The sequence below is a fragment of the Photorhabdus sp. RM322S genome, from assembly GCF_042879395.1.
In the GTDB taxonomy this organism is placed as follows: domain Bacteria; phylum Pseudomonadota; class Gammaproteobacteria; order Enterobacterales; family Enterobacteriaceae; genus Photorhabdus; species Photorhabdus khanii.
The window spans coordinates 1-13,919 of sequence record NZ_JBHFKW010000002.1; the positions used below are offsets into that span (position 1 = coordinate 1).

The 13,919-nt window shown below is 48.8% G+C and carries 11 protein-coding genes; all 11 read right to left on the reverse strand.

Annotation, left to right across the window (positions count from 1 at the left end; translation table 11 throughout):
• Positions 1-323, reverse strand: a 323-nt coding sequence (locus ACGF63_RS01230; RefSeq protein WP_387628315.1) for a hypothetical protein, incomplete at its 3' end; no start/stop codon positions are given.
• Positions 314-1,471 carry a hypothetical protein gene (locus ACGF63_RS01235; protein WP_387628317.1) on the reverse strand — a complete coding sequence of 386 codons (1,158 nt, stop codon included), beginning with the start codon at positions 1,469-1,471 and terminating at the stop codon, positions 314-316. The genes ACGF63_RS01235 and ACGF63_RS01230, both read right to left, overlap by 10 nt.
• A gap of 287 nt (positions 1,472-1,758) precedes the next feature.
• Positions 1,759-2,202 (reverse strand): cytochrome c oxidase assembly factor Coa1 family protein, encoded by a 444-nt coding sequence (locus ACGF63_RS01240; RefSeq protein WP_387628320.1) that lies wholly within the window; start codon positions 2,200-2,202, stop codon positions 1,759-1,761.
• Between the two features lie 218 nt (positions 2,203-2,420).
• Positions 2,421-3,899 carry a formylglycine-generating enzyme family protein gene (locus ACGF63_RS01245; protein WP_387628323.1) on the reverse strand — a complete coding sequence of 493 codons (1,479 nt, stop codon included), beginning with the start codon at positions 3,897-3,899 and terminating at the stop codon, positions 2,421-2,423.
• The gene (locus ACGF63_RS01250) at positions 3,896-4,807 is read right to left on the reverse strand and encodes a formylglycine-generating enzyme family protein (protein WP_387628326.1); all 912 of its coding nucleotides are present in this window, start codon (positions 4,805-4,807) and stop codon (positions 3,896-3,898) included. The genes ACGF63_RS01245 and ACGF63_RS01250 overlap by 4 nt, the downstream gene beginning before the upstream one ends.
• The gene (locus tag ACGF63_RS01255; protein WP_387628329.1) at positions 4,804-5,730 is read right to left on the reverse strand and encodes a formylglycine-generating enzyme family protein; all 927 of its coding nucleotides are present in this window, start codon (positions 5,728-5,730) and stop codon (positions 4,804-4,806) included. Before ACGF63_RS01255 ends, ACGF63_RS01250 begins: the two co-directional genes overlap by 4 nt.
• Positions 5,727-7,922 (reverse strand): hypothetical protein, encoded by a 2,196-nt coding sequence (locus tag ACGF63_RS01260; protein WP_387628331.1) that lies wholly within the window; start codon positions 7,920-7,922, stop codon positions 5,727-5,729. Before ACGF63_RS01260 ends, ACGF63_RS01255 begins: the two co-directional genes overlap by 4 nt.
• A 20-nt stretch (positions 7,923-7,942) precedes the next feature.
• Positions 7,943-10,438 carry a type VI secretion system Vgr family protein gene (locus ACGF63_RS01265; protein WP_387628335.1) on the reverse strand — a complete coding sequence of 832 codons (2,496 nt, stop codon included), beginning with the start codon at positions 10,436-10,438 and terminating at the stop codon, positions 7,943-7,945.
• Between the two features lie 12 nt (positions 10,439-10,450).
• The gene (tssH, locus tag ACGF63_RS01270; RefSeq protein WP_387628338.1) at positions 10,451-13,114 is read right to left on the reverse strand and encodes a type VI secretion system ATPase TssH; all 2,664 of its coding nucleotides are present in this window, start codon (positions 13,112-13,114) and stop codon (positions 10,451-10,453) included.
• 25 nt (positions 13,115-13,139) lie between these two features.
• On the reverse strand, positions 13,140-13,295 hold the full coding sequence (locus tag ACGF63_RS01275; protein WP_387628341.1) for a hypothetical protein: 156 nt from the start codon (positions 13,293-13,295) through the stop codon (positions 13,140-13,142).
• Positions 13,296-13,352: 57 nt separating this feature from the next.
• Positions 13,353-13,844 carry an Hcp family type VI secretion system effector gene (locus ACGF63_RS01280; protein ID WP_036847109.1) on the reverse strand — a complete coding sequence of 164 codons (492 nt, stop codon included), beginning with the start codon at positions 13,842-13,844 and terminating at the stop codon, positions 13,353-13,355.
• Positions 13,845-13,919: the final 75 nt, after the last annotated feature.

The following is a 13,919-nucleotide window of genomic DNA, read 5'->3' on the forward strand; positions in this document are numbered from 1 at the left end:
CGATTGAGATGAAAACTGATAATTTCCACATTCTCATCTTCAGATGAATGAATTTTTAAACGCTTTTCTCTGGCCGGATGTAATCCTTCCTGTTCGATTTTTCTTCTTATATGTTCCTGCCGATAAATCCCGGCGATTATCGGCAAAAGACGAAATACGCCAAAAATCAAAACAGATAATCCCCAGGCAAATACTTTCTTATCATTTTCATTCAATCCGACTTTCTCACCATAAAACCAGATAAAAAATGCCAGCACGGCAGCAATGACGATAAATAACACGGCATTACCGGCTTTGGTCCATTTATTATCGATTATTTCCATTGTTCCTCCAATGCCTGAACGGTATTTATCACCCAGTTATCTTCATTTTTTGACAAAACTAAATAACCCCCTGAATTATATTGAGACAGATCAATTGCTAACCCAGCCGCCAACCAATAAGCGCCTTGACCTGGCACACCAATAAACTTTTCAACATTTTTAATTTGCTCAAGTTTTAATGCTGCATGATTATCTTGGATCACTGACATTATTTTTGAAGAATAGGTATATATACCGTTATCATCCCCTATCATTCCTGTCGCCGATTTCGCAGATAATTGGGTATTGATAAATATTCCGAATTCTCGCTCGAATTCCTCTGAATTAATTTCCATTGGTCGATAAATTCTGGCTTTTTCAACCAAATCAAATTTTTTCACCAAATCATCTGTTGCCATCAGAAATACCCCCAAACCTTCTGAAAACTGTCCGGCACTTTCAATTTGCAGCAATATTAGCAATTGCACTTCACTGGCAGGATCTTTTAACCAATGTTCAATATGCATTGCCGACAAATAAGGCACTAGATTTAATTGAGACAATGGCTTACGTGAAGGAAAAATCGATTGCCAATTTTGTTGCAATATCATTTCTAGCTCTTCATATTTCTGCTCAGGGCAATTGGTGATAACCGTTGTATAGATTGGCCTGTCAGGCAGCAGTTCAGAAATAGCATTTTCTACACTATGTAACAATATCTTTACTGAGTCCTGCCATTTATTTTCTGACCATGAAAAGTAATCGATGATTTTCCCTATGCCATATTGAACTGCAATTTTCGATTCTTCTTGCATGATAGTCGCCGCCGTTATTTTCTCCGGCAAAAATACGCTACTGTATAATACCGACATATACCGATCCGCCCAGGATTGCCATTCTTTCTCGATATATTGATTCTCTTGATGCCAAAGACGATACATCTCCAGCCGGTAACCAAAGAGAGATAATCGAAGCCCAAATGCGGTCAGCCATATCAGGCCCACAGCACCCAGGATCATCCACCCTTGCTGCTGCCTGAGAAATTCAGACCATAACAGATAGCAGGCAATACAGACGCAAATAATCGCAATGAATGAGACAAGCCAACGCCATAATACCGGCGAAACAGGCTTTTGCTGTATTGCTATCACGGGTTTATTCCAGCCCATATTTTTACCCTACAAAAACCTTTGCTACATTTAGATAGATAACCTGGCAACCACCATAGGAGAGAATGATATTTAATTACATAGAATCCAATACCATTAACTCTACATCTTATGGCTTTCTCTTTTGATAATAAATCTCATTACGTCCAGATAATATTATAGAATATCTGGAGAATGAAAGAATTAATCAAACTATAAAAGGAAATAATATTTACCTCAGGGAGCCATCCATTGTCAACAAATAATTAATTTCACATATTAAGATTATTCACACAGAACCAGTATGATTACTTCACATTGGGACTCAGCAGGTTAATCAATTCACCCCCTTGATCGGGCTGAACAGCCATTGTTTTATATCGCCAATGTCCTGAATACTTGTCAGCATCAACATATATTGTTCCGCTTGATTTACTTCCCTTAATGGGTATTTCCAACCCTGCGCTACTATTGCTGATACTGCCGGAAATAAACCAACCCACCTCAATCGGCTGCCCGAGAATATGCTTCACAACAGGATTAGATTGCGCCAGTGATAATGCTTTTTCATAGGGTTCTGAGGATTTCATTGAACCCATGACAAGAGTGAACACGCCCACGACAAATAAAGGAAGAAGACCAAGAATAAGCCATTTCCATTTCCTCACCACCCAGCTACGCTTTTCAGACAGGGAGGGCATATCCGTAATAGCATCGCTATTAGACAAACTCCACTCTTTTTTGATTTTCATCTCTTTAATACCTTTTCATTAGTTAAAATTAGTTCCGATGATAAACTAGAAATCATCGTCAGAATCACGACTTCGCATAATCTGATGTCCAAACTTATTCTTTCTGAGAAGCAAGTTATCCAGTCGCTGACATTTATTACCAGAAACTTTTAGACCCAAAGTTGCATTTTTAGTTTCAAAATAATTTGCTCACACAGCAAAAAACATAATCCAATAATTCAATGCGCCACCACATTTACCTTCTGCCAGCCATGTTGCTCTACGGTCACTTGTGTGCAGCTACTTAATAACGCCACATTCACCGGTTTCAATGGTTCATTGATGTTTGCCTGAACAGCAGGCAATGAGCGATAAATGCCTCGTAAATTTTCAACATAATGGCTCGGCTGAATGGTGACCTTAGCGGCAAAAGGAATAAAATTATCACTGCGCCCGTAATTTTTCGGCGCTTCACCTTGGCTTAAAAAGGCAATCACTTTTGCTTCATTAGTCGGCCAACTCACCTGCCTATCAATGGTCGGTACTATCTCCATATGTTGCATCACATCCTCGTAGTCGCGCTTTGACTGCACCCATTTTAACGCCGCCAGCACTGCTCGCTTACGCGCATCAAGTATTGTCCCTTTACCACACTTCTGCGCGTCGTGTTTCACCGGATTTGCAACGCCATCCCAGAGATTAGTATCAATCAGAACCGCAATGACCTCCCCCTTGGTTTCCAGTGACACAGACTTTAATACATCTCCCTGACTCGCATTGATTTTTTCCATTAGTTCAACCCGCGCTTCTTTATTATCGCGGATACTTTCCAAATCCAGAGTTGAATTTTTAACTACCGGTTGATTAATCACACAACGGAAACCATAGCCTGGAGAATTAACTTTATCTTTTTTTAATGACACACTATTTCTTGCCACCGTTGTGCTATTCAGTACCCCCCCAACACCTAGTCCGACATAGCCTCTCACAACCTTTTTATCACCATGCTCAGGCCCTTGTGGGTTATGCTCTGGTGAACGCTGATAATAGTCTTCGGCATACCAATCATTGATCCAGTCAGTGCCATTACCCATCATGTCGTACAACCCCAGAGGATTCGGTGGAAAAGATCCCACCGGGCTATCACTTGAAGAGAACCCCTTTTCTTCATCGTAATAGTTATCACTGCTAGCAAAGATAAATAATTGACCTCGACTGCGCGCCGCATACTCCCATTGCGCCTCTGTCGGCAAATCTCCCCTCTTACCGCTTACTTTGCCCAGCCACTGGCAATAATCTTTAGCATCCTGCCAGTCTACTGAAGCCGGATAGTTATCACCTGTACTCTCGACAAAATACTGAGAAATCCTATCTTGTTTCAGTTTGTTATACGTTGCCGTTTTCGGCAGATCCAGAATCTCTCGGTAGCGATTAAATTGCCCCCAAGTCACCTTATATTTAGCAATGCTAAAACTGTTCAGTGTTACTTTATGTTCATATTTATTATCTATATCTGAGTTGTAAAACAGGTTGTCACCGTCGCGCATGACAAAATCCCCCATCATAAAGCTGCCTCCGGCCACTGGTACCATTTCCGCCAAAACCTCTTTTACCAACGCCTGCTGTTCTGCCTGAATTTTCTTTTTATCTTTGCAACCTGCCAATGTCAGCAATGCCAGTCCGACCAGAATGAGATAACATGTCGTTCGTTTTATCATTTCAATATTTCCTTGTTGTTGCGGAAATTCTTCAAATCTACAGTTGAATTCTTTGTTTCAGGTAAATTGACTACACAGCGGAAGCCAAAACCCGGTGGATAAACCTTTTCACCAAGATGATAGCTATAGCGATTAATCACCAAGTTTTCTTGATCACTACTTCCGACAGACCCTCTTAATACTTTTTTATCTCCCTTTTTAGGACCTTGTGGATTATGTTCTGGTGAATGCTGGTAATAATCTGCGGCATACCAATCATTAACCCAATCTCGTCTATTACCCATCATGTCATACAGTCCCAGTGGATTAGGAGGATAAGAACCCACTGGGCTAATATCACCCGCAAAATTTTTCCCCAGCTCATACACATTGTTATTATTAGCAAAAATAAATAACTGGCCCCGACTCCGTGCCGCGTACTCCCACTCCGCTTCTGTGGGTAAATCTACCCTCTGACTACTCATTTTTCCTATCCACTGGCAATAGTCTTTAGCCTGCTGCCAGTCCACTGAAGCTGGATAGTTATCCCCAGTACTCTGAACGAAATACGCAACATCTATTGCTCCTTTCAGATAATTGTATGTTGCAGTTTTTGGCAACCCCAAAATAGCCAGATAACGGTTAAACTGCCCCCAGGTCACTCGGTATTTTGAGATACTAAAACTATCCAGCGTTACCTTATGTTCTGGCTTATTATCCAAATCAAAGCTGTAAGGCAGGTGCTCCGCCACCCGAGGACCAAAATCCCCCATCATAAAACTGCCACCTTCCACTGGCACCATTTCCACCAACGCTTCTTTCACCAAAGCCTGCTGCTCTGCCTGAATTTTCTTTTTATCTTTGCAGCCCGCCAATGTCAGCAATGCCAGTCCGACCAGCATGAGATAACATGTCGTTCGTTTTATCATTTCAATATTTCCTTGTTGTGGCGGGAATTATTCAAATCTACAGTTGAATTCTCTGTTTCAGGTAAATTGACTACACAGCGAAAACCGTATCCAGGTGGGTTACTTTTTGGTTTTTCAAAATAATCCAACGCTATCTTATAGCGATTAATCACCAGATTTTTTTGGTCAATCTGTCCAACAGAGCCTCTCAATACTTTTTCTTTTCCCTTTTCAGGGCCTCGCGGATTATGTTCTGGTGAGTGCTGATAATAGTCTGCGGCATACCAATCATTCACCCAATCCTGTCCATTCCCCATCATATCGTACAGCCCTAACGGATTCGGAGGATAAGACCCAACCGGGCGAATATCCCCCGTAAAATTTTTATTCGGTTCATACACATTATTATTGTTGGCAAAAATAAATAACTGACCACGGCTACGGGCTGCATACTCCCATTGTGCCTCCGTCGGTAAATCGACTTTCTCACCACTCACTTTACCCAACCACTGGCAAAAGTCCTTAGCCTCCTGCCAGTACACCGAAGCCGGATATTTTTCTCCCAGCAGAGCTTGATAAGATTCGTATTCTTTCCCAACCTTTTTAAAGTGTTGATAAAAATTATTCTCTGGTAACCCAAGCATCGCCCGGTAACGGTTAAACTGAGTCCAAGTCACCCGGTATTTCGAGATACTAAAACTATCCAGAGTTACCTTATGTTCTGGCTTATTATCCAAATCAAAGCTGTAAGGCAGGTGCTCCGCCACCCGAGGACCAAAATCCCCCATCATAAAACTGCCGCCGGCCACTGGCACCATCTCCGCCAGCACTTCTTTTACCAAAGACTGCTGTTCTGCCTGAATTTTCTTTTCATCTTTGCAGCCCGCCAGTATGAGTAACACCAAACCGACTAGCATGGGATAACACTTTATTCGTTTCATCATTTAAATATCCTTACATAACGATGCTGTTCAACAACCACCTGTGTAATACTTTTAAACAACTCTGCATTTACCGGTTTCAAAGGTTCATTCAAGCTTTTAACCACTTCCTCGCTGGTAGGCAGCCAGTCATAAATGTCTTTCAAATTTTTTGCATAATGACTTGGCTCAATAGTGACTTTGGCAGCCAAGGGAACAAAATTATCACTACGCCCATAAATTTGTGGTGCTTCACCCCGACCTAAAAAGGCAATCACTTCTTCTTCGCCTTTCTTCCAGTCACCTTTTCCTTCACCCGGTATTTTGTACAGGCGCTGCATCACATTTTCGTAGTCGCTTTTTGACTGCACCCATTTCAGCACAGCCAGCACTGCCCGCTTACGAGCACTGAACACCGTCATAGCTTCCCCTTTTAATGCACGGTGACTGGCTGGACTAGCCACCTCATCCCAGAAGTTAATTTCAATCAACGCCGCAATCACTGCACCTCGGGTTTCCGGCGGAGCATATTTCAGCACATCCCCCTGACTGGCATTAATCTTCTCCATCAGTGCCACCCGTTTTTCCTTATCCTCCCAGGATTGGTTTAGAGCAGAAACTAAACCATCCACGCTTTCAGTAAGCGCGTACTCTCCCAGTTTTAATAGTGGCATCATACAAAACGCGTAATAATGCTCCTCAGTCATCAACTCCAATATCTTCGTATAATCCATATTGCGCAACATATAGGACAAGCACGGTATAAACTCTTCCCATATCGCCTCGCCATCAATATCAAAACCGACAGATCCTTTGCCGCCGATCCCCCAGCACACCCCACCTTTGGCGACTACTCGAATGTGGCCATTCAGGTAGCTGAACATCACCATTCTGCTGAAACCCACACCAGCCTGTCCCGTAAAACCCACACTCACTTTCGCCAGCGGCCGAAATTCCATTGGATTTTTTTCCGGGTTTTTCCACATCAAACCACCACTAACATTGGCGCTGCACTCTGCCCCAACAAACACACTCAACTCCCCGCCGCTATCCGAATCCTCCAGCATCTTAGATACATCTACCTTGCGACGACCCGGTATACCGTTGCTATCCAGCGCCATCTTGGTCGGCATCCCTTTCGCTACATTACCTTTCAGGTTCACTCCCGCCTCAATCCCCAGACTGGCCCCCACGCTGCCCGATAACGTCAGCGTCAAATCAAACCGCCATATACCCAGCACCCCTTCACTGCCATCCTTGCGTGGATAGCACAGTTTCACCCCGGTTCTGTCTGGCAGATGCAATGTTGCCCTTGTTCGCGATTCCGCCAGCGCAAAATTGGCATAGAAATTAACCTTCCCTGACCCATCCAACAGCCCTTTCAGCCCCTTTTTACTGATTTCCAGTGGATTCAGTGAAACTTTAGCTCCCGCACCATAAGACCAGCGCATCAGTTGTGATTGCGAATCAAACGCAATATGCTCTCCCTCATATGGTGACATTTTCAGGTTGTTATTCAGGTCTTGCGCCCACTTCCCCCAAACACCACTGTGATCATCAATCAACTTCACATCTACCACGGTTAATGACGATTTCAGTTTGCTGATTTGCTCTTCCAGTTTCTTCCCGTCAATCTCCATCCGGGTGCGACTGTTGCCCTCTTTGTCGGTATACGCCACTTCCCGCAGGAAACTTTTACCACCGCTTTTCTTGTCCTGATCATTCAGCTTATAGCGCCGCCAGTGGCTTTTGATTTTGTCCGATCGGACGTAGGTGTACTTGTAGCCCTGATAGCCCTTGTTCATTGCTATCAGTTCAGTGATACCAATCGCACTTTTTTTAGCGTTTTCATCCAGTAACGTGGTTTTAGGCAAATACTCCGGAGGACTTAATGTCGTCAGTTGATTATGCAACCGGTCGCAGGCACCATTCAGTTCGTTATAAGCCGCTTTGAGCTGCACTTCATGCCCGTAAGCAGGCACCATTGTCTGCCGGGTACACTGTTCCGTCAGCGCTTCTAACTTCAATTCAGCCTCAATGCGCTGTTCCACACAGAGACTCAGCAGGTTATGCTCCGCCTCCAGTGCATGGATATCTTCCTTATCCACAAAAATCAGGGTTTCACTGTCAGGATGAAAATAAAGTGCCGGCTCTGCCTTCACGTGCACATCGGTATTTTGCGGTTTTACAGCGGTTTTTCCGGTCGTTACGGCCATACAATTTTCCTCTCAAGAATTTAAAAGTGTTCAATGTTCAGCTTGTCAGGTGTCGCAGTATGAATTTCAACTGTTTTACCGTTTTCATCACTCACCCCTTCAAACACCTGCCCATCCGCTGTGGTAATGCGATAGCGCTTGTGAGGTAAAACTTGCCCACTATCCTGATCTTTCAAAGTAAAAAACCCACTAAAACCCCGGGGCAGAGCCGGCACTGGGGCATTAATATTCTCAGCGCCTATCTTTTGCACATTAGCTGCTTTCAGTAATATGTTGCCGGGGCAACCTAATTCGATATTGCCGTCTTTAATCCGAATATAACCACCGCCACTGGACAATACGATTTCCCGACTGGCATTGATCGTGACCTTTCCCTCAGCACTAGTTATGTCAATATCCTTTTTAGCCAGCGCTGACAGTTCATCATCCTGTGCCTGTATCTCCAGCTTTCCCTGATGAGCAAACAATTTCATGCCTGACCTTTGCGCAAACAGACTCACTGACTCACCACCAACAGCAGTAATGTCTTTTAATGCGCTGATATCAGCATTTTTCCCCGCTATCACCCCAACACTGTGGTGACCCGATGCCACTCTGACCGTTTCAGGGCTGATAATCCCTATCCCTTGTGGTGCATGCATCAGGATCCCCGGCTTTTTCAACCCTTCCAGCACTTGGTTAAGAACTACCTGTCCTGCCGAGTCCCCCGGTTTACCCTGGCCGATTTCAGCTGCCTTCGATAAGGATTTAGCGATAGACAGGGCTGTTTCTAATTGCTCTATCACTGCCGACATATCCAGTTGCTGACCCGAGGCTTTGGTCTGTTGATCGGCACTGATAAACAACCCCTTCCCGGCCCGGATCGCCCCCCAGTCGTCGGTGCGCAGTTCAAACCCTTCGCCGCGCTGATTGGGGTGCGGTCGCTGTCCATCCACCAGATGCCCCAGATTCAGCTGACTCTTACCGCCGTATTCAGTACTCAGCTTGATATGTTCTTTGCCGCGTTCGTCGTCCATCCGCAATTTGTTGTTCGCCGGGGTACGCAGGACATTACGTCTGGCGTTGTCGAGGGTCACATGATCTTCGTGACGCGAGTCATGCAACGCATGAGCGATATAAGGCCGGTCGGGGTTGCCCTGTTCAAACGCCACCGCCACTTCGGTCCCCTGGAGCAGCGGCCAGTGGAAGCCGTAGGTGTTACCGGCATACGGTCGGGCTAAACGCACCCACAGGCTTTCGCCTCCCAGCGGCCATTCATCCAAATCAAAATCAAACTTGATGCGGTAACGCCCCATTTTATCGATATGGCTGTAGGTATCGTTCGGCCAGTCGCTGGTCACCCGCGCCGGCACCGTGCCGGATATCACCGGTCGTTCCCGCAGTGCCGGCCGGTAGCTCATGATTTCGCTGTAAGGGATACCGCTAAAACTGACCAGATAGTTGCTGTCACGCCGGGCACTGCTTCGCATGGAGACAATCAGTACCCCCGCTTTTCCCACCCCTGCCGGTCTCTCCCCTTCAAGCTCCAGCACTAAACCGGGGACTAACATGGGGGAAGAGCTTTGACCCCGGATCAGGTGCTGCCGGTACAAATCGCGCTCGTGATGCAAACGGGCATAAAATCCTGCCGTTTCCGGCTGGGGCTGGATCGGTTCTCCCCGTGCCAGAATGTTATCGCCATAACGGTAAATTTCACCGACTACGGTAGTATCCCGATCCTGGCTGACCTGATATTGCAGGTCATTGCCCGCTTCCCGGTAGTTGTAGTCCCGCACCTTCACCCTTTGCGTGACCACCTGATGTTCAACATGCAAATCCCACACCGAATCACGGTCGTTGTGATTCATGCCCGCCGGGTCACGTAACGGTAAACGCACGTCGTACTGATAATTACGCTGGTTATCCCCAAACCGCACCACGTCAATCCCCAGACGGCTGTCCATCTCGAAGCGATACCCAATCCCCACTTCCGCTAAAATACGCTGGATAAAATCCAGATCACTCTCCTGCCACTGCACCCCCAGTTCCCGCCGGGGATATTCCCGCACCAGGGTGAACAGAAAATCCTGGCCCCGAAAACCGTGGCGGTCACGCAGGATCTTTTCCACCGTTTCCGGGACTGACTGGTTCTGGTAAATCGCACAGCGTCGGGTATGGTGCAGCAACGCCAGACGCGGCTCCAGACAGACCTGATAGTGGGTTTCATCCACCGAGGTGGCAAGCCGGTTAAACCGGGTGATGACGCCGTGTACTTTACGCACCTGTTCCCGGTTTTCCGGTGCCTGCAAGATAAACGTGGCCGGTTTGTTCAACATCACCGCCGGGTCGATATCCCTGTTCGGGCTGGTGAAATCAATGGTGTAGCAATAAGGGGCGCACAGGCGCTCTTCGCCGGTGAAGCTGAACACCTCCAGCACTGCGTCACAGCGCCGCACTTCAAGCCGGTAACGGGCATGGCCTGGCAGTGCGGCTTTACCCGCCTGGCGCTGACGGGCGCGAAGCATTTTTCTATCCATCAATCGTTTTCCTCAGATATCAGATACCGCAGTTTGCTCGGTGAAAGAGAGGGTGATCCCCTCTTCCTGATCGAAACCTAACGTCACCTCGGCAGGTTTATAATGGTGTGCCAGACGTTCCAACAACGCCTGCGATAACACCGGTAAAATTTGCTGGCTGAGCAGGCTGTCAATATTGCGGGCACCACTGTCCGGTAGCAGGCAGGCATTTACCAATGTGTCACAAAGGCCACTTCCCACCGTGCAGGTCAGGCCATAATGGGTATGCAGACGCCGGGTGACCTGCCCCAATTTGATGTCCACAATGCGCCTGAGTGCCTCCGCCGATAACGGACGGTAAATGACGGTCTGGAAACGCGCCAGCAGGGCCGGCTGGAAGTGGTCGCGCAGAATGGGATGTAACAACTCATGTAACAGCGCGGGCGGGGCATCGGGCTGTTGGGCCAATAGCGCCATCAGCGGATCACTGCCCAAGTTGGCAGTCATCAATATCACCGTGTGACGAAAATCAATCTCGCGCCCTTCACCGTCCCGCATAAAACCGCGATCAAACACCTGATAGAACAGGTTCAGCACGTCACGGTGGGCTTTTTCCACTTCATCCAACAACACAACACTGTAAGGACGCTGGCGTACCGCTTCCGTCAGGATACCCCCCTGCCCGTAACCCACATACCCCGGGGGAGAACCTTTCAACTGGGAAACCGTGTGTGCCTCCTGGTATTCCGACAGGTTAATGGTGATCAGTGAACGCTCGCCACCAAACAGGCTATCCGCTAAGGCCAGCGCGGTTTCGGTTTTCCCGACCCCGCTCGGCCCAACCAGCAGAAACACCCCCAACGGCCCCTGTTCCGGGGTCAGGCCAGTTTTCGCCGCCCGGAGACGTTGGGCGATGGCCCGCAACGCAGGAGCCTGACCGATAACCCGTTCCGCTAAATGCTGCTCCAGATGCAACAGGTCGGTTTGTTCGTCTTTCAGCAAACTGCTTAAGGGAATACCGGTCCAGTCGGCCACCACTGTCGCTACGGTGCGCACATCCACATCCGGTGATAGCAACGGTTGCCCCTGTTGACAGGCTGCCAGCCGCTGTTGTAATGCGGCTAACTCCCCCTGCCGGCTGATGTCCTGCCGAATAGCCAGTAACTGTTGCGTGAGCTGTTTTTCCTGTTGGTATTGTTCCTCCCGTTGTTGCTGTTGCCGGCACAGCTCACCGTGCCGTGCCGCAATCTGGGCCAGACGATCAGAACAAGCAGGCTGCCCCAACGCCCTATCTTCCGCTATCGCCTGTTGCTCCCTCTCCAGTGCAGTCAACTGAGCCCGGAGCAGCGTCAATGCTTCCGGTACGGTGTCCAAACTCATCCGCACCCGCGCACTGGCGGTATCGAGCAGATCCACCGCTTTATCCGGCAGCTGGCGCCCGGTCAGGTAACGGCGGGATAAGGTGACCGCCGCTTTAACCGCGGCGTCCTGAATATGGACACCATGATGACGGGCATAATGCGCTTTCAGGCCCCGCAGCATCAGGCAGGCGGTTTCATCGTCCGGCTCGTCCACTTTGATCATCTGGAAACGCCGTTCCAGTGCCGCATCCCGTTCAAAATACTGTTTGTATTCCGACCAGGTAGTGGCGGCAAGGGTGCGTAATGTTCCCCGCGCCAGCGCCGGTTTTAACAGGTTAGCGGCATCCACGCCGCCCGCCTGATTACCGGTACCAATCAGCGTATGGGCTTCATCAATAAACAGTAAAATCGGGGTCGGTGACTGTTGTACCGCCGCCATCACATTTTTCAGCCGCTGTTCAAATTCGCCTTTTACCCCGGCTCCCGCCTGCAACAACCCCAGATCCAGCGCCCGCACGCTGACGGTTTTCAGGCTGGCGGGGACATGGCCTTCGGCAATACGCAGGGCCAATCCTTCCACCAGAGCCGTTTTTCCCACTCCCGGTTCACCGACCAGGATCGGGTTGTTTTTACGCCGGCGCGACAGAATGTCGATCATCTGGCGGATTTCACTGTCACGGCCAAACACCGGATCGATGTGACCCTCTGCCGCCCGGGCCGTGATATCCTGCGTGAATTGGTCCAGAGCGCCCTGTAATGCCGGGGGTAAGGATGCGGTCTGTCGGGCTGATTCATCGGTGCCCATTTCCGCTCCGGCAAATTCGGCGCCGCTCTCGGTCAGACCCGCCATGGCCTGTCTTTCCGGACTTTCCTCTGATTGTTGATCCAGCAACGGGCGCAGACGTTGCAGCTGGGTCTCACTCAGGCTGAGTAACGGCCAGGTATCCTGAGCACGCCACCACACCGGCTGATTACACAGCGCCTGCAACAGGTGCACTGAGCGAATAGATACCGGATCTTCTTCCCGCGACGCAATCAGCCAGGCCGCCTGTAACCAATGACACAGGGCTGTCGACAACCGTGGACGCTGATGAAGGCGATGAGGCAGCCGCTCAATCGTTGTGAGCAGCGATTGCCACAGCGCGTCCATCGCCCATTCATAACGCCGGGCAATCACGACCATATCGCCTTCACCAGTTTCAAACAGTTTGAGCAGCCAGTGTTCTACCGTGATCTCAGCCTGTGCCCGTGTCTGGCAAAGCGCCGCCGCCGCGTCCAACGCCCGAGCACAATAGGGATTTAAGCGACGCAATAATGCAGTAGAGACTGTATCCATATCAAGTTCCGGTCATATCATGAGGTCAGGCCACTTCAAGCAGGGGATCACGTTTCGCCATAGCGACCGCACGGCTGAGACGCCTCCGTGATTGCTTGCCCAAACTGTGCCCATTCCCGGGTAAAAAGTTGTCTGGTGGGGTCTCCCACCGGATTTTGTATTGAACAGGCGCCGCAATCACGCCGCGCCTGTTAGGTTAAATGGCGGCTATCCCGTCGGCATAGCCGCCGTCAGGGCATTACGCCTGATTGCGCTCATTCCACGCATCGGAGTGAATGATGTTGCCGTCCTTGTACGTCCAGGTAATTTTTTCGTAGCGGAACTCCACACGTTCCAGATGGTTGTGCTTCTCTTTGGCCGGATCTTTGATGTCATGCATCAGCGGTGCCACTTTCACCACCTTCACGTTGTCCAGTTTAGTGGTGAAATATTCTTTCTCCTGACCGGCGTCATCAATCTGGTACCACTTGATTTCCGCCGATTTCAGGGTCTGGCCGGAGGTGACCGCTTTATACAAATACGGGGTGGATGCATCGACTTCTTTGGTGAACACGAGCGGCGCGTGCACGCGGGTTCCGGTCAACTTGCCGGTGTTGTTGTCCGTCGGAATATGCAGCGCATGTTCCAGCGCCACGATTTCAATGCTGCCTTCCCGGTTCTGCACATCGACAGACCCTTTGATGTCGGCACCGCCGTCATCTTTCAACCATAAATAAGCGGGGATCGCCATAATAGGACTCCTGTTGTTGCTATGTGATGTCGCCTGCACCGGCGACGTTGTTGTTGATAAAAAGCCTGGCACTTG